At 72.7% G+C, this 21,322-nt stretch carries 23 protein-coding genes; 17 read left to right on the forward strand and 6 right to left on the reverse strand.

The features are described 5' to 3' along the window. From ABLE53_RS07260 to ABLE53_RS07280, 5 genes are read left to right on the forward strand one after another with little or no spacing between them, the layout of a single operon-like run. On the forward strand, nt 1-921 hold the full coding sequence (locus ABLE53_RS07260) for a transglutaminase family protein (protein WP_348858097.1): 921 nt from the start codon (nt 1-3) through the stop codon (nt 919-921). A gap of 20 nt (nt 922-941) precedes the next feature. Further along, the gene (locus ABLE53_RS07265) at nt 942-1,421 is read left to right on the forward strand and encodes an Rv0361 family membrane protein (RefSeq protein ID WP_348858099.1); all 480 of its coding nucleotides are present in this window, start codon (nt 942-944) and stop codon (nt 1,419-1,421) included. A gap of 16 nt (nt 1,422-1,437) precedes the next feature. Beyond that, nucleotides 1,438-2,451: a zinc-binding metallopeptidase family protein gene (locus tag ABLE53_RS07270; protein ID WP_348858100.1), complete on the forward strand. Its 1,014-nt coding sequence runs from the start codon at nt 1,438-1,440 to the stop codon at nt 2,449-2,451. Between the two features lie 10 nt (nt 2,452-2,461). Continuing rightward, entirely contained in the window at nt 2,462-3,367 is a 906-nt protein-coding gene (locus ABLE53_RS07275) for an Rv0361 family membrane protein (protein WP_348858101.1), read from the forward strand. A 34-nt stretch (nt 3,368-3,401) separates the two neighbouring features. Continuing rightward, complete coding sequence (locus ABLE53_RS07280) at nt 3,402-4,385, forward strand: glutathione S-transferase family protein (RefSeq protein ID WP_348858102.1); 984 nt, start codon at nt 3,402-3,404, stop codon at nt 4,383-4,385. Nucleotides 4,386-4,398: 13 nt separating this feature from the next. On the opposite strand, the gene ABLE53_RS07285 is transcribed toward ABLE53_RS07280, so the two are convergent. Then, complete coding sequence (locus ABLE53_RS07285) at nt 4,399-5,598, reverse strand: glycoside hydrolase family protein (RefSeq protein ID WP_348858103.1); 1,200 nt, start codon at nt 5,596-5,598, stop codon at nt 4,399-4,401. 356 nt (nt 5,599-5,954) lie between these two features. Here ABLE53_RS07285 and pdhA point away from each other — a divergent pair, with 356 nt between their 5' ends. Genes pdhA through ABLE53_RS07300 form a run of 3 tightly spaced genes read left to right on the forward strand, consistent with a single transcriptional unit; the run spans nt 5,955 to nt 9,645 of the window. After that, complete coding sequence (gene pdhA, locus ABLE53_RS07290; RefSeq protein WP_348858104.1) at nt 5,955-7,136, forward strand: pyruvate dehydrogenase (acetyl-transferring) E1 component subunit alpha; 1,182 nt, start codon at nt 5,955-5,957, stop codon at nt 7,134-7,136. After that, nucleotides 7,133-8,110, forward strand: coding sequence for an alpha-ketoacid dehydrogenase subunit beta (locus tag ABLE53_RS07295; RefSeq protein ID WP_348858105.1), 978 nt, complete (start codon nt 7,133-7,135; stop codon nt 8,108-8,110). The genes pdhA and ABLE53_RS07295 overlap by 4 nt, the downstream gene beginning before the upstream one ends. 20 nt (nt 8,111-8,130) lie before the next feature. Continuing rightward, nucleotides 8,131-9,645: a dihydrolipoamide acetyltransferase family protein gene (locus ABLE53_RS07300; RefSeq protein WP_348858850.1), complete on the forward strand. Its 1,515-nt coding sequence runs from the start codon at nt 8,131-8,133 to the stop codon at nt 9,643-9,645. 16 nt (nt 9,646-9,661) lie between these two features. On the opposite strand, the gene ABLE53_RS07305 is transcribed toward ABLE53_RS07300, so the two are convergent. Beyond that, nucleotides 9,662-9,961, reverse strand: coding sequence for an EthD family reductase (locus ABLE53_RS07305; RefSeq protein ID WP_348858106.1), 300 nt, complete (start codon nt 9,959-9,961; stop codon nt 9,662-9,664). A gap of 104 nt (nt 9,962-10,065) precedes the next feature. On the opposite strand from ABLE53_RS07305, the gene paaA reads away from it, so the two are divergent. Genes paaA through paaI form a run of 6 tightly spaced genes read left to right on the forward strand, consistent with a single transcriptional unit; the run spans nt 10,066 to nt 14,246 of the window. After that, nucleotides 10,066-10,998, forward strand: coding sequence for a 1,2-phenylacetyl-CoA epoxidase subunit PaaA (gene paaA, locus ABLE53_RS07310; protein WP_348858107.1), 933 nt, complete (start codon nt 10,066-10,068; stop codon nt 10,996-10,998). After that, complete coding sequence (gene paaB / locus ABLE53_RS07315) at nt 10,995-11,285, forward strand: 1,2-phenylacetyl-CoA epoxidase subunit PaaB (RefSeq protein WP_348858109.1); 291 nt, start codon at nt 10,995-10,997, stop codon at nt 11,283-11,285. The genes paaA and paaB overlap by 4 nt, the downstream gene beginning before the upstream one ends. Nucleotides 11,286-11,292: 7 nt before the next feature. Next, entirely contained in the window at nt 11,293-12,231 is a 939-nt protein-coding gene (gene paaC / locus ABLE53_RS07320; RefSeq protein ID WP_348858110.1) for a 1,2-phenylacetyl-CoA epoxidase subunit PaaC, read from the forward strand. A 2-nt stretch (nt 12,232-12,233) separates the two neighbouring features. Continuing rightward, on the forward strand, nt 12,234-12,755 hold the full coding sequence (paaD, locus tag ABLE53_RS07325) for a 1,2-phenylacetyl-CoA epoxidase subunit PaaD (RefSeq protein ID WP_348858111.1): 522 nt from the start codon (nt 12,234-12,236) through the stop codon (nt 12,753-12,755). Further along, nucleotides 12,755-13,843 (forward strand): 1,2-phenylacetyl-CoA epoxidase subunit PaaE, encoded by a 1,089-nt coding sequence (paaE, locus tag ABLE53_RS07330; protein WP_348858112.1) that lies wholly within the window; start codon nt 12,755-12,757, stop codon nt 13,841-13,843. Before paaD ends, paaE begins: the two co-directional genes overlap by 1 nt. Continuing rightward, nucleotides 13,833-14,246 (forward strand): hydroxyphenylacetyl-CoA thioesterase PaaI, encoded by a 414-nt coding sequence (gene paaI / locus ABLE53_RS07335; RefSeq protein WP_348858113.1) that lies wholly within the window; start codon nt 13,833-13,835, stop codon nt 14,244-14,246. The genes paaE and paaI overlap by 11 nt, the downstream gene beginning before the upstream one ends. Nucleotides 14,247-14,320: 74 nt before the next feature. Here the strand turns inward: paaI and ABLE53_RS07340 are convergent, their stop codons facing one another. Further along, the gene (locus tag ABLE53_RS07340; RefSeq protein ID WP_348858114.1) at nt 14,321-14,707 is read right to left on the reverse strand and encodes a DoxX family protein; all 387 of its coding nucleotides are present in this window, start codon (nt 14,705-14,707) and stop codon (nt 14,321-14,323) included. Between the two features lie 166 nt (nt 14,708-14,873). Between ABLE53_RS07340 and sigJ the strand changes: the two genes are divergently transcribed. Further along, nucleotides 14,874-15,866 carry an RNA polymerase sigma factor SigJ gene (gene sigJ / locus ABLE53_RS07345; protein WP_348858115.1) on the forward strand — a complete coding sequence of 331 codons (993 nt, stop codon included), beginning with the start codon at nt 14,874-14,876 and terminating at the stop codon, nt 15,864-15,866. 88 nt (nt 15,867-15,954) lie between these two features. On the opposite strand, the gene ABLE53_RS07350 is transcribed toward sigJ, so the two are convergent. Then, a complete protein-coding gene (locus ABLE53_RS07350; RefSeq protein WP_348858116.1) occupies nt 15,955-16,572 on the reverse strand; it encodes a TetR/AcrR family transcriptional regulator in 618 nt (205 codons plus the stop codon). A gap of 100 nt (nt 16,573-16,672) precedes the next feature. Here ABLE53_RS07350 and ABLE53_RS07355 point away from each other — a divergent pair, with 100 nt between their 5' ends. Next, a complete protein-coding gene (locus ABLE53_RS07355) occupies nt 16,673-17,443 on the forward strand; it encodes an enoyl-CoA hydratase/isomerase family protein (protein ID WP_348858117.1) in 771 nt (256 codons plus the stop codon). A 6-nt stretch (nt 17,444-17,449) separates the two neighbouring features. Further along, complete coding sequence (gene paaK / locus ABLE53_RS07360) at nt 17,450-18,754, forward strand: phenylacetate--CoA ligase PaaK (protein ID WP_348858118.1); 1,305 nt, start codon at nt 17,450-17,452, stop codon at nt 18,752-18,754. Nucleotides 18,755-18,766: 12 nt separating this feature from the next. Here paaK and ABLE53_RS07365 read toward each other — a convergent pair whose 3' ends face one another. After that, complete coding sequence (locus ABLE53_RS07365; RefSeq protein ID WP_348858119.1) at nt 18,767-20,263, reverse strand: carboxyl transferase domain-containing protein; 1,497 nt, start codon at nt 20,261-20,263, stop codon at nt 18,767-18,769. A gap of 21 nt (nt 20,264-20,284) precedes the next feature. Next, nucleotides 20,285-21,310 carry an NAD-dependent epimerase/dehydratase family protein gene (locus tag ABLE53_RS07370; RefSeq protein WP_348858120.1) on the reverse strand — a complete coding sequence of 342 codons (1,026 nt, stop codon included), beginning with the start codon at nt 21,308-21,310 and terminating at the stop codon, nt 20,285-20,287. Nucleotides 21,311-21,322 lie beyond the last annotated feature (12 nt).

The raw sequence follows: 21,322 nt of genomic DNA on the forward strand, positions 1-21,322 counted from the left end.
ATGACCCGCTACACCGTCACGCACACCACGACGTACTCCTACGACGAGGACGTCACCGACAGCTTCGGCATCGCGCACGTCGTCCCGCGCGAGCTGCCCTGGCAGCACGTCGGCAACGTCGACGTACGCGTCGATCCCGCGCCCTCCGACGTCAACAGTGACACCGACTACTACGGCAACCCGGTCACCTACTTCCAGGTCACCGAGCCGCACCGGCGGCTCGAGGTGCGCGCCGTCAGCGCGGTCGAGGTGCTCACGCCCTCGTACGACGAGAGCGGCTTCGGCGTCCCGTGGGAGGTGGCCCGGCCGCTCGTCCGCCCGGAGCTGCCCGGCGCCTGGCGGGCGACCGACCTCGCGGTCGCCTCGGCGCTCGTGGAGCACACCGAGGAGGCCGAGGCGTACGGCGACCTCTCGCTCACGCCCGGCCGTCCGCTCATGGAGGCGGCCGAGGACCTGATGCACCGGGTCCACCGCGACTTCTCCTACGACAAGACGGCGACGACCGTGAGCTCGACCGTGGGCGAGATCTTCGAGGCCAAGGGCGGGGTCTGCCAGGACTTCGCCCACCTGATGCTCGCGTGCCTCCGCTCCCACGGGCTCGCCGCCCGCTACGTCTCGGGCTACCTCGCCACCGAGCCGCCGCCCGGCCGCGAGCGGCTGGTCGGCGCCGACGCCTCGCACGCCTGGGTGGCGCTGTGGGTGCCGCCGTTGGTCGACCCTGTCGACACCGCCGGTGGCCAGTGGGTGGCGCTCGACCCCACGAACGACCAGCGCGCCGACGACCGCTACGTCACGGTGGCGTGGGGCCGCGACTACGCCGACGTACCCCCCGTGAAGGGCGTCATCTTCACCGAGGCCAAGCGCTCGACGCTCGCGGTGTCGGTCGACGTCGCCCCCGAAGAGGAGGACGCTGTGCGATGAACCGACCGAGGAGCAGATGAGTGGACCTGGTGGACGCCGGTCGTCGCCGACGGTGGTGGATGTCCGCGGCGGCCGTCCTCCTTCTCGTGGCCGCCGCCGCGGCGGTGGCGGTGATCTGGTGGCAGCGGCGTGACGAGCCGGTGCCGGAGGACGCGGCGCGGGAGTTCCTGACCGCGAGGACGTGCCAGGGCCTGCGCGCCCTCGCCGACGGCGACGCGCAGAAGCGGCTGGGCAACGGCTCCTCGGAGTGCAAGGCCCTCACCGACACCGCGAAGGGCCGGCGGACCTACACCGACGGGAACATCACGAGCGGCCTCGAGCGCGACCTCGCCGTCCACGACGCGGTGGTCGACGGCGACCGCGCGCAGGTGCTCGTCACGGTGCACTTCTCCGCGCCCGACCGGCGCCTCGAGGAGGAGACGATGGGCGTCGTGCTCGTCCATCGCGGGGACCGGTGGCTCGTCGACGACTGGGGCCCGCGGGAGCCCGCGCAGGAGTGAGTGTCAGACTCGGCGCGTGAAGGCGTTCAGCTGCCGCGTCTGCGACAACCGGCTCTTCTTCGAGAACTCCCTCTGCCTCAGCTGCGGCACGGCCGTCGGCTACTCGCGGGCCGAGCGCGACCTGGTCCCCGTCGACGAGCAGGGGAGGTACGTCGACGCGGCGGGTCTGGTCTGGTGGGTCTGCCGCAACCTCAACGTGATCGGGTGCACCTGGCTCGCGCCGCTCGAGGGCGGGCAGTGCTTCGCCTGCGACCTGACCCGGACCCGGCCGCCCGACGGCGTGATGACGGCGGAGTACGCCGAAGCGGAGCAGGCCAAGCGCCACCTCGTCGTCGAGCTCGACGCGCTCGGGCTACCGGTGCGCACCAAGGCGGAGGACCCTGTCGACGGGCTCGCGTTCGACCTGCTCGCCAGCGACGGGGACGCCGGCACCTCCGACGTCGTGATCGGCCACGACAACGGGGTCATCACCATCGACCTCGCGGAGAGCGACGACGCCTACCGGGAGAAGGTCCGGGCGAGGCTCGAGGAGCCCTACCGCACGATGCTCGGCCACTTCCGTCACGAGATCGGGCACTACTACGAGTGGCAGCTGGTCCGCGGCGACGCGCTGATGGCCCGCTGCCGTGAGCTGTTCGGGGACGAGTCGGCCGACTACCAGGCCGCCATCGAGCGCCACTACGCCGAGGGGCCGCCGGCCGACTGGGCGGAGCACTACATCTCGACGTACGCCACCATGCACCCGTTCGAGGACTTCGCCGAGACCTGGGCGCACTACCTGCACATCTGCGACACCCTCGAGACCGCCGCCGAGTACGGCCTGGCCACGGTCGCCCCGATCTCCGCCTTCAGCCAGTTCCGCGACGCCGTCGCCGGCGTCTGGATCCCGCTGACCACGGCGCTCAACGTCATCAACCGCAGCATGGGCCGCGACGACCTCTACCCGTTCGTCATCCCGCCGCCGGTGCTCGACAAGCTGGACTTCGTCGCCGGCCTCGTCCAAGGGTTTGGGGACGCCGCGGCGGGGTAGGCGGGCGGACATGACGCAGACACCCGCAGGCTGGTACCCCGACGGACAGGGACAGGAGCGCTACTGGGACGGCTCGGCCTGGACCGAGCAGACCCGGGCGCCCGAGGCGCCCGCTCCGGAGGCGCCCGCGCCCGACCCGGACCGGACCGTCGTCCGCGGCTCGTCCGACGCGCAGCGTGCCGCGCAGGGCTACGGGCCCGGCGGCCAGCCGCCCGCCGGACCGCCGCCGGGTCAGCAGCCTGCCTACGGCCAGCAGCCGGGCCAGCCGGCGTACGGCCCGCCCGCCGGCTCGCAGTGGGGCGCGCCGACCGGCCAGCCCGCCGGAGCGCCGGGTCAGCCCGGCCAGCCCGCGTGGGGCACACCGGGACCGACGAAGAAGCCGCTGAACAAGGGCCTGATCGCCGCCATCGGCGGCGGGGCGGTCGTCGTGATCGCGGTGATCGTCGTCCTCGTCCTCACCCTCGGCGGCGGGGGCGGCGGCTCGTCCGACGACCCGAAGTCGGTGGCGCAGGGGTACGTCGACGCGGTGAGCGACTTCGACTTCGACAAGGCCTGCGACTACCTGAGCGCCGACGCGAAGAAGTCGATGCTCAGCGCCGCCGACGCCGACGACTGCTCCGGCGTCAAGGACGGACTCGCGAAGAGCTTCGACGATCAGGCCGACGGCGTGATGACCTTCGACGAGTTCATCAAGGACATCGACATCTCCGTCAGCCTGGGTGAGGTCAAGAAGAGCGGCGACACGGCGACGGTGGACTACAAGGCGACGATGAAGTACACCGGCGACAACTCGGCGCTCAAGTCGGCTTTCGACAGCGAGGACAGCAGCACGAGCGACGAGATCGACCTGGTCAAGGAGGACGGCGACTGGAAGGTCGACCAGGCCGGCGACATCGACTTCTCCGACCTCGGCTGAGCGGCCCGCTGGACCGCCGCGTCAGGATGGGGGCATGACCGAGGAGCAGACCGCGACCTACGTCAAGCCCGGCGAGGAGTTCAACCGGGACATGACCTACATCCCGGACCGGATCACCAAGGACGGGCGTACGCCGGAGTTCGGGCCCGGCTCCGACGGCACAGCCGTGCCGCTGTGGCCGGTCGAGCCGGGCCGCTACCGGCTGATCGCCGCGAAGGCGTGTCCGTGGGCCAACCGGGCGATCATCGTCCGCAACCTGCTCGGGCTCCAGGACGCGATCTCCTGGGGCGCGCCCGGTCCGGTCCACGACGCGCGCAGCTGGACCTTCGACCTCGACCCTGACGGGCTCGACCCGGTGCTGGGGATCCACTGGCTGCAGGAGGCGTACTTCACGCGCTACCCCGACTACCCGCGCGGCATCACCGTCCCGGCGATCGTCGAGGTCGAGTCCGGCAAGGTCGTCACCAACGACTTCCCGTGGATCACCCACGACCTCTTCCACGAGTGGCGGGAGTTCCACGCGGAGGGCGCGCCCGACCTGTGGCCCCGCGACCTGCGCGAGGAGATGGAGGAGGTCAACAAGCGCGTCTTCACCGAGATCAACAACGGTGTCTACCGGTGCGGGTTCGCCGGCTCGCAGCGGGCGTACGACAAGGCCTATGACCGGCTCTTCGCCGCACTCGACTGGCTCGAGGACCGGCTCTCCACGCGGCGCTACCTGGTCGGCGACCACCTCACCGAGTCCGACATCCGGCTGTTCACGACGCTGGCGCGCTTCGACGCGGTCTACCACGGCCACTTCAAGTGCAACCGCAACAAGCTGACCGAGATGCCGAACCTGTGGGGGTACGCCCGCGACCTCTACCAGACCCCGGGCATCGGCGAGACCATCGACTTCGACCAGATCAAGGCGCACTACTACGTCGTCCACAAGGACATCAACCCGTCCGGGATCATCCCGAAGGGTCCCGACCTCTCCGGCTGGGACGAGCCGCACGGGCGCGAGGCGCTGGGCTGACCGCCGGCGACGGCTAGCGTCGGCTGGCGTGCCGGCGCCGGTGGTGCGCCTTCTTCGCCTTCTTCGCCTGCTTCCTGGCGTGGTGCGGCGTCACCTCGATCATCGGGGTGAGGCCGTCGGGGTCGTGGGTCCGTGCCGGCAGCCGGGCGAGGTGCGGCCGGCCGTCGCGCCAGGTCAGCCTGGCGGCGTACAGCGTCCGACGGGCGTCCAGCTGCGGCCGGTCGTCGAGCCGCCCGCGTGAGGGACAGGTGTGCGCGAACCGCCCGCAGGCCCAGCCGTGGAAGAAGACGACCGGCCCGGCGTGGCGTACGACGACGTCGGCTCCCCCGGGGCCGCAGACCCCGGAGCCGCGGCCGAGCAGGAGCCTCGGCTTCGCGCTGCCCCAGCGCAGCAGGTGGGCCGAGCGGCGCCAGACCGTGCGGTAGCCGCAGTCGGCGTACGACCCCTCGGAGGTGAGCAACACGTAGCGCCCGCCCCGGCGCAGGAGCACCGGGTTCTCGACGATGTGACGGACGCGGATCAGCTCGCGGCTTCCGCGGGTGGCGCGCAGCCCGCCGTCGGTGAGCCGGACGATCCGGATGGTCGAGGGCAGCCCCTGGGTCTTGTAGAGCAGGAACGCCCGCCTGCCGAGGCGTACGACGGACGGGTCGATCACACCGCGGCGGGGGAGGCGGCTCCACGCGCTGCGGACCCGGTCCGGCGCGGGTGCGACGAGCCCGCCGCCCGGCTTGCGGGCGCCGCGCGGGCAGACCAGCGGCCGTCCGACCGGTGTGAACCTGCCGAGCGCCTCCCTGCTCACCGCGACCCCGATGCAGCGTCCCTCCGGGCCCAGGCCGCGGACCGGCGCGGCGAAGTAGAGCAGCCACCGGTCGCCGATCCGGATCAGGTCGACGCCCCAGAGCCCGGCCGAGCTCGCCCAGTCCGGCTTGCGGACCAGCGCGCGGCCGGCCCGGTGCCACGGCGCGTTGGCGGCCGCCGCTGTCATGCGCGGTGCGCCCGGCCCGGTCGCCACCGCGACGAGGCCGCCGCGGTAGGCGCTCACCGCCGGGTCGGGGAACTCCCCGCCGGTCCGCGGGACGTCGAGCCGCCCCGTCGGCGTACCCGCCCCCGCCTCTCCGGCGGCGCCGAGCAGCAGCAGGACGATGAATCCGACCAGCACGAGCGCACGCGCCGACGTACGCCGGCGCGCATCCGCGCGCGGACCCGACTCCACCACTCTTGACCTGCCCCTCGAGACGAGGTGGCAGCATCTCCCGACCGCCCGCCTCCTCGCTGCGGGACACGCCGGATCGGGTCCTTCGGCGCGGAACTCGGGCCCTTCGTCGCGGCTGGACGCGACCTGGGACGATAGGCGGGCCGACTCGCTGGTAGCTCCGGGTGGCAGGTACCTTGGTCGCACCCTCATGTGTCCCGGGTCACAGTCCCAGGACGCGGGTCTGCGCGGCGGTGGAGACCCCATCCAGCGCATCAGTGAAGGAGCACGCGCATGAGCGAGCGTCAGCGAGCGACCATTAGGCCTCTCAGGCCGCCGCGTCCGTATGCTTTTCTTTCTTACACGGAGGCGGCGGAATGAGCGAGTTGTTCGGCCCCGGTCCCCAGATGGAGTGGGACAAGACGACGAGTCCCGACCTCGTCCAGCTGCTGACCCCGGAGGGCCAGCGCGTGGAGCATTCGGCGTACGCCTTCGCGACGCCCGGCCGCGACGAGGCGGAGGTGATCCGCGGCTTCTACCGCGACATGGTGCTGACCCGGCGCATCGACGTGGAGGCCACCGCGCTGCAGCGCCACGGCGAGCTCGGCATCTGGGCGCAGCTGCTCGGGCAGGAGGCCGCGCAGATCGGCGCGGGCCGGGCCCTGCTGCCGCAGGACTACGTCTTCCCGACCTACCGGGAGCACGGCGTCGCCTGGTGCCGCGGGGTCGACCCGCTCCAGCTCCTCGGCCTGTTCCGCGGCGTCGACCAGGGCGGGTGGGACCCGAAGGCCAACAACTTCGGTCTCTACACGATCGTGATCGGCGCCCAGACGCTGCACGCGACCGGCTACGCCATGGGCATGCAGCGCGACGGCGTCGTCGGCAGCGGCGACCCCGAGCGTGACGCCGCGGTGGTCGCCCACTTCGGCGACGGTGCCTCGTCGCAGGGAGACGTCAACGAGTCGTTCGTCTTCGCCGCCTCCTACAACGCGCCGGTCGTCTTCTTCTGCCAGAACAACCAGTGGGCCATCTCCGAGCCCATCGAGCGGCAGAGCCGGATCCCGCTCTACAAGCGCGCCGAGGGGTTCGGCTTCCCCGGTGTCCGGGTCGACGGCAACGACGTCCTCGCGACGTACGCCGTCATGCAGACCGCGCTGCAGCGTGCCCGGGAGGGCGGCGGCCCGACACTCGTGGAGGCCTTCACCTACCGGATGGGCGCCCACACGACGACCGACGACCCGACCCGCTACCGCCTCTCCGACGAGGTCGAGACCTGGAAGCTCAAGGACCCGATCGCCCGCATCGAGGTCTACCTCCGCCGCGGTGGGCTCGCGTCCGACGACTTCTTCGACGAGGTCGAGGCCGAGGCGGAGGAGCTCGGCGCGCGGATGCGCGCGGGGGTGCGGGCGCTGCCCGACCCGGACCCGGTGGCCCTCTTCGACCAGGTCTACGCCGAGATCCCCGACGAGCTCGCTGCCCAGCGCGACGGCTACGCGGCCTACCTCGCCTCGTTCGACACCGACGGCGAGCTCGTCGAGACCCCCGGAGGTGTGCGATGACGAAGGTGACGCTCGCGAAGGCGCTCAACGCCGGCCTCCGCAAGGCGATGGAGGACGACCCCAGGGTTCTCCTCATGGGCGAGGACATCGGCCGGCTCGGCGGGGTCTTCCGGATCACCGACGGCCTGCAGAAGGACTTCGGCGAGGACCGCGTGATCGACTCCCCGCTCGCCGAGTCGGGCATCGTCGGCACCGCCGTCGGGCTCGCGCTGCGCGGCTACCGGCCGGTCGTCGAGATCCAGTTCGACGGGTTCGTCTACCCGGCCTACGACCAGATCGTGTCGCAGGTGGCGAAGATGCACTACCGCTCGCAGGGCCGCTCGCCGATGCCGATCGTCATCCGGATCCCGTTCGGCGGCGGCATCGGCGCCGTCGAGCACCACAGCGAGTCGCCGGAGGCGCAGTTCGCCCACACGCCGGGGCTCAAGGTGGTGGCCTGCTCCAACCCGGTCGACGGCTACTGGATGATCCAGCAGGCCATCGCCTCGCCCGACCCGGTGATCTTCCTCGAGCCCAAGCGGCAGTACCACGCCGACAAGGCCGAGCTCGACACCTCCGCCACGCCGGCCCCGCTGTTCACCTCGCGGGTCGCGCGCCGCGGCGCCGACGTCACCGTGCTCGCCTACGGCCCGACGGTGAAGACCTGCCTCGCCGCCGCCGAGGCAGCCGCTGGCGAGGGCACGTCGCTCGAGGTCATCGACCTGCGCACGCTCTCGCCGCTCGACCTCGGCCCCGTGGTGGAGTCCGTACGCCGTACCGGCCGCGCCGTCGTCGTCCACGAGGCCCACGTCAACCTCGGCCTCGGCGCCGAGCTGTCCGCCCGGGTCACCGAGGAGTGCTTCTACTCCCTCGAGGCACCGGTGCTGCGGGTCGGCGGCTTCGACACGCCCTACCCGCCCGCCCGCGCCGAGGAGCACTTCCTGCCCGACCTCGACCGCGTCCTCGACGCCGTCGACCGATCGCTCGCCTGGTGAGGAGCCCCACGTTGAGCACCGTGAACGAGTTCAAGCTGCCCGACGTCGGCGAGGGCCTCACCGAGGCCGAGCTCGTCACCTGGCTGGTGAGCGTCGGCGACACCGTCAAGGTCAACGACATCGTCTGCGAGATCGAGACCGCCAAGTCCGTGGTCGAGCTGCCCTCGCCGTACGCCGGCGTCGTCTCGGCCCTCCTGGTCCCCGAGGGCGAGACCGTCCCGGTCGGCACCCCGATCATCCGCATCGGCGACTCCGTCGCTGCCCCGGACGGTGAGCCCGCCGAAGCCTCCTCGGGCGTCTCGACGGACTCCGCCACCGCAGACGCGGACGTCGAGGCGGAGGAGCAGCCGCTGACGCTCGTCGGGCCCGGTCCCAAGGAGATGGCGGTGACCCGCCGGCCCCGCAGGGTCCCCACGGGCGCGGTGGCCGCCCACATGCAGACCCAGGCGGCGTTCGAGCCCGGGCTGCCCGCGCCGCGGGTCGAGGCCGAGGTCGAGGCAGAGCCGCAGACCGAGCCGCAGACCGAGCCGCAGACCGAGGTCGCGGCGGCGCAGGCGGACCTCTCGGCGGTGGCCGTGCTGGCCAAGCCGCCGGTCCGCAAGCTGGCGAAGGACCTCGGCGTCGACCTGCGCACCATCACTCCGACCCGTGAGGACGGCGTGATCACCCGGGAGCAGGTGGAGCGGGCCGCTGCCTCGGCGATTGAGGAGGGTGCCCCGGTGGTTGAGGAGGGCCGCCAGGCCCGTCTCGAAACCACTGACGGCGGTGGTTTCGAGACGGTTGCTAGCGCAACCTCCTCAACCACCGTCGGAGCCGCCTCAACCACCGGAGGAGACGCGCGGGAGACGCGCGAGCCGATCCGCGGCGTCCGCAAGATGATGGGTCAGGCGATGGTGGACTCCGCGTTCACGCTGCCCCACGTCAGCATCTGGAAGACCGTCGACGTGACGGCGACCGTGGCGCTGGTGGAGCGGCTGAAGGCGCGCCGGGAGTTCTCGGGAGTCAGAGTCAGCCCGCTGCTGGTGGTCGCGAAGGCCTGCCTGCTCGCGCTGCGGCGTACGCCGATCGTCAACTCGGTCTGGGACGACGCGGCGCAGGAGATCGTGTTCAAGCACTACGTCAACCTCGGCATCGCCGCGGCGACGCCGCGCGGGCTCGTCGTCCCCAACGTCAAGGACACCCAGGAGCTCTCCCTCGTCGACCTGGCGGCGGCGCTGGGCGAGCTGACCGCGACCGCACGCGACGGGAAGACGCCGCCCGCGGACCTTGCCGGCGGGACCTTCACGATCACCAACGTGGGGCCGTTCGGGATGGAGGCGGGGACGCCGATCATCAACCCCGGCGAGTCGGCGATCCTCTGCCTCGGGGCGATCGAGAAGCGGCCCTGGGTCGTGGACGACCAGGTCGTCCCGCGTGAGGTGTGCACCCTCGCGCTCAGCTTCGACCACCGCCACATCGACGGCGCCGCGGGGTCGCGGTTCCTCGCCGACGTCGCGAGCGTTCTCGAGGACCCCGCGACGGCGCTGCTGTTCTGACCGCCCGTGGGCGGGGTCAGAGGGTGTCGACGACCTCGCCCACGAAGGTGCGGTAGGTCGTGCCGCAACCCTGGGCGTGCTCGCCGGTAGCGGCCATCTCCGGGGTCTTCAGCGCGGCCTTGAAGGACGCCTCGTCGTCCCACCACAGCTCGGCGACGAGGTACGGCGCGCTGCCGCCGGCGCCCTTGGGGTGGCTGAGCACGAAGCGCGTCAGTCCCGGGATCGATCGCACGAGCGGGACGTGCTCGTCGGTGTAGCGGCTCTCGAACGCGGCCGGGTCGGCCGGCTCGTCGTACTCGACGGTCATGCGGAACATCGCGCCTCCGTGCTCGCGTGGGTGCCTTGCGTGGGCCTGTGGCCTGTGTCACGCTATTACAGACCGATCGGTCAGTAAATACGCGTTCCCGGGTGGAGGAAGCCATGTCGCAGGTCGCCGAGCTCGAGGCGGGCTTCGAGCGGACGATCGCTCACCAGGAGCGGATCGAGCCGCGGGACTGGATGCCCGACGAGTACCGCCGGACGCTCGTCCGCCAGATCGCCCAGCACGCCCACTCCGAGATCATCGGGATGCAGCCGGAGGGCAACTGGATCACCCGCGCGCCCTCGCTGCGGCGCAAGGCGATCCTGCTCGCCAAGGTCCAGGACGAGGCCGGCCACGGGCTCTACCTCTACTCCGCCTGCGAGACCCTCGGCGTCTCCCGCGAGGAGCTGACCCGGCTGCTCCTGGCCGGGAGGCAGAAGTACTCCTCGATCTTCAACTACCCGACCCTCTCGTACGCCGACGTCGGCACCATCGGCTGGCTCGTCGACGGCGCGGCGATCTGCAACCAGGTGCCGCTGTGCCGGACGTCGTACGGCCCCTACGGCCGGGCGATGATCCGGATCTGCAAGGAGGAGTCGTTCCACCAGCGGCAGGGCTATGAGCTGCTGATGACGATGATGCGCGGCACCGACGAGCAGCAGGCGATGGTGCAGGAGTCGGTCGACAGGTTCTGGTGGCCGTCGCTGATGATGTTCGGCCCGCCCGACGCCGACTCGCCCAACACCGAGCGGTCGATGGCGTGGGGCGTCAAGCGGCACACCAACGACGAGCTGCGGCAGCGGTTCGTCGACATGACCGTCCCGCAGGCCGAGGCGCTCGGCGTGACCCTGCCCGACCCGGACCTGCGCTGGAACGCCGAGCGCTCGTCGTACGACTTCGGCGAGCCGGACTGGGAGGAGTTCTGGGACGTGGTGAAGGGCGACGGTCCGTGCAACGCCCAGCGACTGACGCACCGGCAGCGGGCGTACGACGAGGGCGCCTGGGTCCGGGAGGCTGCCCTCGCCTTCGCGGACCGTGAGGGGCAGCCATGAGCGTGAAGGCGGAGTGGCCGCTCTACGAGGTGTTCGTCCGCAGCAAGCGTGGCCTCAACCACGTCCACGTCGGGTCGCTGCACGCGCCCGACGATGCGATGGCGCTGCGGCACGCGCGCGACGTCTACACCCGGCGCAATGAGGGCGTCTCGATCTGGGTCGTGCGCTCGGACGCGATCACGGCGTCGAGCCCGGACGAGAAGGACCCGCTCTTCGCGCCGAGCGGCGACAAGGTCTACCGGCACCCGACGTTCTACGAGATCCCCGACGACGTCCCACACATGTGAGCCGCTCATGAACCAGATCCACACCCACCCCGAGGGCGAGCACGAGTCGGCGTACGACGACGGGCTGCTCGCGAACGACGCCCACTGGGCGTTCGGGACATCCTTCGAAGACCCGCTGGCCGGCGTCGACACCACCGTGCCCGACGGCGTCGACCCCCGGGCGCTGGCCTGCTACTGCCTGATGCTCGGCGACGACGCGCTGGTGCTGTCCCACCGGCTGAGCGAGTGGTGCAGCAACGCGCCCGACCTCGAGGAGGACATCGCGCTCGCCAACATCAGCCTCGACCTGCTCGGCCAGGCCCGGCTGCTGCTGGCGCGGGCCGCGGCCGCCGACCCGGGCGTCGTGCCGGCCCTGCCCGAGGGCTCGCCGGTGCCGGCCGAGGACGCGCTGGCCTTCTTCCGGACCGACATGGACTACCGCAACGTACGGATGGCCGAGGTGCCGAACGGCGACTTCGCCGAGACGGTCTGCCGGCTGCTGCTGATGTCGGTCGCCCGGCTTGCGGTCCTGCAGCGGCTCACGACGAGCCGCGACGCCGTGCTCGCCGCCGTCGCGGCGAAGGGGGTCAAGGAGATCACCTACCACCGCGACTTCGCCGCCCGCTGGTTCCTCACCCTCGCGCAGGGCACGGAGGAGTCCCGGCGGCGGCTGCTCGCCGGCCTGGCCGGCCTGATGCCGCTGTGGGGCGAGCTCTTCGAGACGCATCCCGCGGAGTACGCCGTGGCCGAGGCGGGTGTGGGGGTCGACCCCGCCGACGTGCGCGGCGAGGCGGAGGTCGTCCTCGACCACGTCCTCGCCACGAGCGGCGTCGAGCGCCCCGAGGTCCGGCCGCTCGCCGGCGTACGCGGGAAGAAGGGGCGGCACGGCCTCCACACCGAGGCGCTCTCCCGCATGCTCGCCGAGATGCAGTCCGTCGCCCGGGAGCACCCGATGGGGGTGTGGTGACGGTGGCGTCGACGCGCGCCCGCCGGGTCGCCGAGTCCGTGACCGACCCCGAGCTGCCGATGCTGACGCTGGCCGACCTGGGCGTGCTGCGGTCGGTCGAGATCGTCGACGGAGCGGTCGAGGTGGCGATCACGCCGACGTACTCCGGCTGCCCGGCGATGGCGACCATGCGCGACGACCTGGTCCGGCGACTGCAGGAGGAGGGGTTCGCCGACGTACGCGTTCGGGTGGCGCTCGACGAGCCCTGGACGACCGACTGGATCACCCCGCGCGGGCGGGCGGCGCTGCGGGAGGCCGGGATCTCGCCGCCGGGTCCGGCGGCAGGCCCGGCGAGCCCGTCGACCCGCTCGACGGCCGGCGGCCCGGTGCCGCTGACGCTCCTGCCCGTACGCCGCCGGGTGAGCTGTCCGCGCTGCGGCTCGGACGACGTGGCGCTGACCTCGGAGTTCGGGTCGACGGCGTGCAAGGCGCTCTACCGGTGCCGGGCGTGCCTGGAGCCGTTCGACCACGTGAAGGAGCACTGATGACCTCCACGCTGCAGGCGCCCGCGCGCACCGGCTTTCACCCGCTCACCGTCGCGGCGGTGGAGCGGCTCACCGACGACGCGGTGGCCGTGACGTTCGACGTGTCCGAGGAGCTGCGCGAGGTCTTCACCTTCGACGCCGGCCAGTCGCTGACACTGCGGCGGGTGATCGACGGCGTGGACGAGCGGCGGACGTACTCGATCTGCGCGAAGGTCGGCGACCGGCCCCGGATCGGCGTACGCGAGGTGCCCGACGGGCTCTTCTCCCGCTGGCTGGTCCACGAGGTGCGGCCGGGCGACACGGTGGAGGTGCAGCCGCCGTCGGGGTCGTTCCGCGCCGACGCGGACCTGCTCGCCGCGGGTGGCCGGCACCTGCTCATCGCCGCCGGCTCGGGCATCACGCCGGTCCTCTCGATCGCCGCCTCGGTCCTCGACCGCCCGGAGGGCGAGGTCACCCTCCTCTACGGCAACCGCACCTCGGCCACCGTGATGTTCGCCGAGGAGCTCGCCGACCTGAAGAACGCCCACGGCGCCCGCCTCGACCTCGTCCACGTGCTCTCCCGCGAGCCCCGTGACGTCGAGCTCTTCTCCGGCCGGCTCGACGGGGAGCGCCTGCGGTCGCTCCTCACCCTGCTGGTTCCGCTCGAGGACGTCGACCACGTGTGGCTGTGCGGGCCGTTCGGGATGGTCGCCGACGCCCGCGGCGTGCTCCTCGGTCTCGGCGTGCCCACCGGGCGGATCCACACCGAGCTCTTCTTCGTCGACGAGCCGCCACCGCCGGTGCGCCACCTCGACCCCGCGGTCACGGGCGCCGGCACCGAGCTGACGGTCGTGCTCGACGGGCGCAGCACCACCGTCGTCGTACCCCGCGACCGGACGGTCCTCGACTCGGCCCAGCACCACCGCGGCGACCTGCCGTTCGCGTGCAAGGGCGGGGTGTGCGGGACCTGCCGGGCGCGGGTTGTCGCGGGGGAGGTCGACATGGTCCGCAACTACGCGCTCGAGCCGGCCGAGGTGGACGCCGGCTTCGTGCTCACCTGCCAGACCTATCCGGTCGGCGACGCGGTGACGGTGGCCTATGACGAGTGACCCGACGAGTGAGTCACCGGTCGACCGGATGTGGGCGGAGGACGCCGCCAGCCGGGTGCTCGGGATGACCGTCGTCTCCGTCGACGCGGGCAGCGCCGAGGTGACGATGAAGGTGCGCGATGACATGGTCAACGGCCACGACCTCTGCCACGGCGGGCTGATCGCCACCCTGGCCGACAGCGCCTTCGCGCTCGCGTGCAACAGCCAAGGGCCGGTCACCGTGGCCTCCGGCTTCGAGATCGACTTCCTCGAGCCGGGCCGGCTCGGCGACGTACTCCACGCCACCGCCGTCGAGCGCACCCGCCGCGGCCGGTCGGGGATCTACGACGTGACCGTACGCCGCGGCGGCCCCGACGGCCCGGTCATCGCCGAGTTCCGGGGCCGCAGCCGCACCCTCCGTTGAATCGGGGGTTCTGCCCGGTCGAGTCGGGGGTTCTGCCCGGTCGAGTCGGGGCTTCTGCCCGACCGGCGTACGCCTCAGCCGCCGAGCGGTGCGGGCCCGAACCGGCCCCACGCCACGAACGCCGCGAGGGCGAAGAAGATCAGGTCACCGGCGGCGTTGGGCCACTCCTTGCGCACGATCCGTACGGTCGTCGCCCCGGTCATCAGCAGTACCAGACCGAGCGCGGCCAGCGGGACCAGGTCGGTGGCGATGTCGAGGACCGCGGGGAGGATCAGGCCGGCCACGCCGAGTAGCTTCACCACGCCGATCGCCTTGATGAAGCCGGCATCGAACTCGTCGACGTAGTGCTGGCTCGGCCCGATGGCGCGGAACCGCTCCTTGGACAGCGACAGCATCGCCACCCCGCCGGTCAGGTAGCCGGCGGCGAGCAGACAGGTCACGATCCACAGTGCGATGTTCATCGTTGCTCCTCCTCGACGGCCCACCGCGTGTGGGGTGGGCCTCTGTCGTGAGGACGAGGCGCGGACGCCCGCTGTGACACCGCGGCGTCGGCTGCGGCGATGTCACAACTCGCCGGCCACGGACGTCTTGTGGTGGGAAGCACCCGTCCGACCGAAGGAGTACGCCGTGACCCGAGCAGCCGAGTTCGAGGAGCTGCGACCGCTGCTGTTCTCCATCGCGTACCGGATCCTGAGCAGCGTCACCGACGCCGAGGACGCGGTGCAGGAGGCTTGGCTGCGCTACGCGGCGGTCGCCACGGAGCCCCGGTCGCCGAAGGCGTACCTCTCCACCGTCGTCACCCGGATCTCGATCGACGTCCTGCGCTCGGCGCGCGTGCGACGAGAGACGTACGTCGGCCCGTGGTTCCCCGAGCCGCTGCCGACCGACTCGCCCACGGGCCTGCTGAGCGCGGGCGTGGACGGCGACCCGGAGCGCGCCGCCGAGCTGGCCGACTCGGTCTCGATGGCCGCGCTGCTGCTCCTGGAGCGGCTCTCACCGCTCGAGCGGGCCGTGTTCGTGCTCCGCGAGGTCTTCGGGTTCGGCTTCGACGAGGTCGCGGCCGCGGTCGGCCGCTCGCAGGCCGCCTGCCGTCAGCTCGCGTCCCGGGCACGGCGGCACATGGACACCGGTCAGCCGCGGTTCGAGGCCGACCGGCGCAAGCGCGCCGAGCTCGCCGACCGCTTCTTCGATGCCGTGCGCGACGGTGACCTCGACGCCCTCCAGACCCTCCTCGCCGCCGACGTCGAGACGGTCAACGACGGGGGCGGAACGGCCGGGGGGCAGGGCGGCTCGTTCGGGGCCGTCAAGGCCGCCCGCATCCTGGTCGCAGCGATCCCTCCGCTGCTCGCGACCGGCGCGCGCTTCGAGCGCCGGGAGCTCAACGGTCAGCCGGGCGCCATCCTGCGCGACCGCGACGGCAACGTCCTGGGCACCTGGACGCTCGAGATCCTGGACGGGCAGATCCAGCGGATCCGCTCGGTGACAAGCCCGGTCAAGCTCCGCCACCTAGGTCCGGTCGCCGACCTCCACTCCGTCGTACGCGAGCGCAGCCGCGCGCGGCGGGTCCAACGCCCGACTCGACCGGGCACTACCCCTGACTCGACGGGCCACAACGCCTGACTCGACGGGTCACAACCCCCCCTCGACGGGTCACAACCCCCGACTCGACGGGTCACAACCCCCGACTCGACGGGTCACAACCCCCGATTCAACGGCGGGTGAGGCCGTCGAAGGCGACGGTGGTGACCGCCTGGGCGAGCCGGTCGGCGTCGTATCTCCCCTGCGGGCGAACCCACTCGGCGAGCGAGTTCACCATGCCGAACAGCAGCCGGCTGATCAGGTCGGGTGGGAGGTCGTCGCGGAGGACGCCCTCGGCGACGGCCGCGCGTACGAGGTCGGCGAGCTCGTCGTCGATCCGCCGCCGGCGGCGCAGCGCCTCGCTCTCGGCGGGGCTGTTGCCGCGGACACGGAGCAGCAGGGTGACGGCGGGGAGGTGGTCGACGAGGACGCGTACGCCGCCCTCGACGGCACCCCGGAGCCGCTCGTACGCCGACCCGCCGGTCTCCTGCCGGGCCTCCTCGAGCACCGCGCTGAGGTTGTCGAGCGCCTCGTCGAGGGCCTCCTGGAGAAGATGCTCCTTGCTGGGCACGTGGTGGTAGATCGCCGACTTGGTGAGCCCGAGCTCCCTGGCGAGGTCGCCCATGGAGGTGGCGTCGTACCCCTGCCGGTTGAAGAGCTCGATCGCGGTCCGCAGCACGGTCGCCTGGTCGTAGCCCGGGCGGCCGCGCCTGACGGGCCGTCCGGGGGCTGGTGGGTCAGCGGGCATGGTGCAATCCTGACCGACAGGTCAGGAAATGCGCGCAAGGAGGCCGCCGCCCGTGTCAGACCCCGTGTCAGAGCCAGTGTCACAGCCCCAGCCCGTCATCGTGGATCGCGACGGAGCGCTCGTCGTCGTGACCGTCAACCGGCCGGAGCGGCGCAACGCCCTCGACGCGGAGGTGAAGGTGGCGCTGCGCGACACCCTCGCCGAGGTGGCGGCCGACCCCGGCGTACGCGGCGTCGTCCTCACCGGCGCCGGCGGCCACTTCTGCGCCGGCCAGGACCTCAAGGAGCACGCCGGCCTGCTCGAGCAGGGCTCCGACGTGGCACTGGCGACGGTCGCGGAGCACTACAACCCGATGGTCACGACCATCGTGACGATGCCGAAGCCGGTCGTCGCCGCGGTCGAGGGCTCCTGCGTCGGCGCGGGCCTCGGCCTGGCGCTCGCGTGCGACCTGCGGGTCTTCGGCCGCGACGCCACCCTCGCCACCGCGTTCAGCGCGATCGCGCTGACCTGCGACTCCGGCCTCTCCTACGCGCTCCCGCGCGCCGTCGGGGAGGCGCGGGCGCGCGAGCTGGTCCTGCTCGGCCGTTCCTTCAGACCCGAGGAGGCGGTCGGCTGGGGAATCGCGGGCGGGATCGCCGAGCCGGGGGAGGCGCTGACGGAGGCCACCCGGATCGCGACGAGGCTCGCGGCCGGCCCGACCTCGGCGTACGCCGAGTCCAAGCGTCTCCTCGCCGACACCTGGACCCGCGACCTCGCCGCCACCCTGGGCGCGGAGGACGAGGCCCAGCGCCGCGCCGGTGCGACCGAGGACCACGCCCTGGCGGTCAAGGCGTTCCTGGCGAAGGAGCGGCCGGTCTTCTCCGGCCGGTGACCGGCGATGACGATCGCAGACGCCGCCGAACTCGAGCCCGTCGAGACCGCCTCGGTCGACGAGCTGCGCGCGCTGCAGCTCGACCGGCTGCGCTGGTCGCTGAGGCACGCGTACGACCACGTCGACCACTACCGGAAGGCGTTCGAGGCCGCCGGCGTACACCCCGACGACCTCCGCGACCTGGCCGACCTCGCGAGGTTCCCGCTGACGTCGAAGGCCGACCTGCGGGAGAACTACCCGTTCGGGATGTTCGCCGTCCCGCGCGAGCAGGTGGCGCGGCTCCACGCCTCGTCGGGTACGACGGGACGCCCCACGGTCGTCGGCTACACGAAGGCCGACCTCGACGTCTGGGCGACGGTGGTCGCGCGCAGCATCCGCGCGGCGGGCGGACGGCCGGGCGACATCGTCCATGTCGCCTACGGCTACGGGCTCTTCACCGGTGGCCTGGGTGCCCACTACGGCGCGGAGCGGCTGGGCTGCACCGTCGTGCCCGTCTCGGGCGGGATGACCGAGCGGCAGGTGACGCTGATCCGCGACTTCCGGCCCGACATCGTGATGGTCACGCCGTCCTACATGCTCAACATCGCCGACGAGATGGAGCGGCAGGGTCTCGACCCGCGGGAGTCGTCGCTGCGGCTGGGCATCTTCGGCGCGGAGCCGTGGACGAACGAGATGCGGGCCGCGATGGAGGACCGGCTCGCGATCGACGCCGTCGACATCTACGGGCTCTCGGAGATCATCGGGCCCGGCGTGGCCCAGGAGTGCGTCGAGACCAAGGACGGGCTGCACGTCTGGGAGGACCACTTCTACCCCGAGGTCGTCGACCCGGTCACCGGCGACGTGCTCCCGGAGGGCGAGGAGGGCGAGCTCGTGCTCACCTCGCTGACCAAGGAGGCGATGCCGGTCGTCCGCTACCGCACCCGTGACCTCACCAGGCTGCTGCCGGGGACCGCGCGGCCGGCGATGCGGCGGATCGAGAAGATCACCGGCCGCACCGACGACATGATCATCCTGCGCGGGGTCAACCTCTTCCCGACCCAGATCGAGGAGATCGTGCTGCGGGTGCCCGAGCTGACCCCGCACTTCCAGTGCGTCCTCCAGCGGGCCGGCGCCCTCGACTCGATGGTGGTCCGCATCGAGCGGCAGGACGACGCGCCCGTCGATGCCGCGGCGGCCGCCGGCGTACACGTCGCCGAGCAGGTCAAGCGCACCATCGGCGTCACCGTCGGGGTCGAGGTGGTCGAGCCGTACGCCATCGAGCGGTCGGTCGGCAAGATGCGCCGGATCGTCGACGAGCGCCCCCGGCGCTGAGCGGCCGGCAGCTCAGCCGCCGTAGCGGCGTACCCGCTCGCCCGGCGAGCCGGGGCCGCAGCCGATCAGAGCAGTGAGCTCGTCGGCGAGTACGTCGCCGACCCGGCGGCAGAACGCCTCGGGCTCGTCGGCGGCGTCGGGGAGCTCGGGCACGATCCGGTCGACCACCCCGAGGCGGAGCAGGTCGACCGCCCGGACCGACTGCGCCCGGGCCACCTCGGGCGCGTGCGAGGTGTCGCGGTGGACGATCGCGGACGCCCCCTCGGGCGGCAGCGGGGAGAGCCAGGCGTGCTGGGCCGCGACGACGGTGTCGGCCGGCAGCAGCGCGAGCGCGCCTCCGCCGTTGCCCTCGCCGAGCATCAGGCAGAGCGTGGGGGCGCGCAGCGTCACCAGGTCGGACAGCGACCTCGCGATCTCGCCGGCCATCCCGCCGTTCTCGGCCTCGGCCGACAGCGCCGCCCCCGGGGTGTCGATGACGGTGAGCAGCGGCAGCCCGAGCTCCACTGCCAGCCGCATGCCGCGGCGCGCCTCGCGGAGCGCCCCCGGGCCCATCGGGTGGGCGGCGGTCTGGCCGCGCCGGTCCTGCCCGAGGAACACGCACGGCGCGTCCCCGAACCGCGCCAGCGCGATCAGCAGACCCGGGTCGGCCTCGCCCTCGCCGGTGCCGTTGAGCGGGATGACGTCCGAGGCCGCATAGCGCAGCAGCCTGCGCACCCCGGGACGGTCCTCCCGGCGCGACCGCGTGATCGCGTCCCACGCGTCCACGTCGGCGCCGGTCGTGGGGTCGGGCGGGACGCCGCGGGCCTCGCCGGACCCATCCCTCGGGGCCGGCCGGTCGCTGAGGATCGCGAGCGCCCGGTCGAGCAGGTCGGCGATCTCCTCGGGAGGTACGACGCCGTCGATGATGCCCCGCGCGAAGAGGTTCTCCGCGGTCTGGACGCCCTCGGGGAACTCCTCGCCGTACAGCGCCGAGTACACCCGCGGCCCGAGGAAACCCAGCAGCGCCCCCGGCTCGGCCACCGTCACGTGCCCGAGCGAGCCCCACGACGCCATGACGCCGCCGGTCGTGGGGTGGCGGAGGTAGACGAGGTAGGGCAGCCCGGCCGCCTTGTGCGCCGCGACCGCCTCGCTGATCCGCACCATCTGCACGAACGCCGGCGTGCCCTCCTGCATCCGGGTTCCGCCCGACGTCGGGGCCGCGAGCAGCGGCAGTTCCTCCGCGGTGGCCCGTCGGACCGCTGCGACCAGCCGGTCCGCCGCGGCCCGGCCGATCGACCCGGCGAGGAACCCGAACTCGCTCGCCACCACCGCCACGGGTCGGCCCAGCATGCGGCCCCGGCCGGTGAGGACCGACTCGTCGGCACCGCTGCGCTCCCGGGCGGCGGCAAGCTCGGCGGCGTACGCCCCGCCGATCTCGCCGTACGACGGCGGGGTGTCCCACGACTCGAACGAGCCGTCGTCGAGCACGAGGTCGATGAGCTCCCGGGCGGTAGGTCGCTGGCCGGCCATGAGACCGAAGTTACCGATGGGTCACCGCGTTGTCTCGTGGGCGTGCTCGCGCTCGCGCCCCTCCTCGTGCCAGGCGGCCAGGATCTCCGCCTCGCGCGCCCGGCCGATGCCGGTGAGCGGGGGTTCGTCCTGGGTGCGCAGCCAGGCGAGGGTGTCGCCGGCCGTCTCGCCGACGGGGTGTACGGCGAGCCCCGCCTGCAGCGAGGGCGTCGCGTCGTGCGCCAGCATGCCGTCGTACGCCGGCCGCGGAAGCCAGAGCGGCACCGAGCCGGGACCCATCCACGGCTCCACGCCCTGCGCGGCGAGGAACTCCTGGTCGACCCAGGTCCACTCCGGCGCCGCCCCCACCCCCTCGGCGACCCCGGCCAGCAGGTCGCCGATCGGCATCGCCGGGCCGACCCCGTCGTAGGTCCCCGCCCGCTCGGAGGCGGCGCAGCCGACGATCCAGTGCGCCAGGTCGCGGACGTCGATCAGCTGGACGGCGTCGTCCGGCGACCCAGGCGCCAGCACCTCCTCGCCGCGGCCGCTGGCGGCCAACCGGTGCGGCCAGTAGGAGAACCGGCCGCTCCGGTCACCAGGCCCCACGATCAGGCCCGGCCGGATGATCGTGTGGCTCGCGGCGGCCTCCCTGACCGCCTCCTCGCAGGCGACCTTCATGGGGCCGTACGCCTCCGGGTCCAGGGTCAGGTCCACGTCGCCGGTCACTGGCTCGCGCAGCGGCAGTGTGCCGGGGCGGCCGCCCGGGGTGTGCTCGTCGGCGTACACGTTGATCGTGGACACGAACACCCAGTGCGCCTCCGGGAAGGTCTCCACGGCCGAGCGCACCCGGGACGGGTGCCTGCCGACGTCGACGACCGCGTCGAAGTCCCGCTGCCGGAGCTCGACCGGCGCCGGCTCGGCGCGGTCCCACGCCACCAGCTCCGCGCCGTCGGGCGGCGTGCCCGAGACCCCGCGCGCCGCGCAGACGACGTCGAGCCCGCGGCGTACGCCGTCGGCGGCGACCGCGCGTGAGAGGAAGACCGTCCCGCCGAGCACCAGGAGCCTCATGGGGACACGCAA

It is taken from the genome of Nocardioides asiaticus (assembly GCF_040049175.1).
Classification (GTDB): Bacteria; Actinomycetota; Actinomycetes; order Propionibacteriales; family Nocardioidaceae; genus Nocardioides; species Nocardioides cheoyonin.

Coding starts and splice junctions, on each gene's coding strand:
- ABLE53_RS07370 (WP_348858120.1), bottom strand. CDS start 21,310: ATGAGGCTCCTGGTGCTCGGCGGGACGGTCTTCCTCTCACGCGCGGTC.
- ABLE53_RS07350 (WP_348858116.1), bottom strand. CDS start 16,572: ATGCCCGCTGACCCACCAGCCCCCGGACGGCCCGTCAGGCGCGGCCGC.
- paaB (WP_348858109.1), top strand. CDS start 10,995: ATGAGCGTGAAGGCGGAGTGGCCGCTCTACGAGGTGTTCGTCCGCAGC.
- paaA (WP_348858107.1), top strand. CDS start 10,066: ATGTCGCAGGTCGCCGAGCTCGAGGCGGGCTTCGAGCGGACGATCGCT.
- ABLE53_RS07365 (WP_348858119.1), bottom strand. CDS start 20,263: ATGGCCGGCCAGCGACCTACCGCCCGGGAGCTCATCGACCTCGTGCTC.
- ABLE53_RS07275 (WP_348858101.1), top strand. CDS start 2,462: ATGACGCAGACACCCGCAGGCTGGTACCCCGACGGACAGGGACAGGAG.
- ABLE53_RS07340 (WP_348858114.1), bottom strand. CDS start 14,707: ATGAACATCGCACTGTGGATCGTGACCTGTCTGCTCGCCGCCGGCTAC.
- pdhA (WP_348858104.1), top strand. CDS start 5,955: ATGAGCGAGTTGTTCGGCCCCGGTCCCCAGATGGAGTGGGACAAGACG.
- ABLE53_RS07295 (WP_348858105.1), top strand. CDS start 7,133: ATGACGAAGGTGACGCTCGCGAAGGCGCTCAACGCCGGCCTCCGCAAG.
- ABLE53_RS07260 (WP_348858097.1), top strand. CDS start 1: ATGACCCGCTACACCGTCACGCACACCACGACGTACTCCTACGACGAG.
- ABLE53_RS07305 (WP_348858106.1), bottom strand. CDS start 9,961: ATGTTCCGCATGACCGTCGAGTACGACGAGCCGGCCGACCCGGCCGCG.
- paaE (WP_348858112.1), top strand. CDS start 12,755: ATGACCTCCACGCTGCAGGCGCCCGCGCGCACCGGCTTTCACCCGCTC.
- paaI (WP_348858113.1), top strand. CDS start 13,833: ATGACGAGTGACCCGACGAGTGAGTCACCGGTCGACCGGATGTGGGCG.
- ABLE53_RS07280 (WP_348858102.1), top strand. CDS start 3,402: ATGACCGAGGAGCAGACCGCGACCTACGTCAAGCCCGGCGAGGAGTTC.
- paaC (WP_348858110.1), top strand. CDS start 11,293: ATGAACCAGATCCACACCCACCCCGAGGGCGAGCACGAGTCGGCGTAC.
- paaK (WP_348858118.1), top strand. CDS start 17,450: ATGACGATCGCAGACGCCGCCGAACTCGAGCCCGTCGAGACCGCCTCG.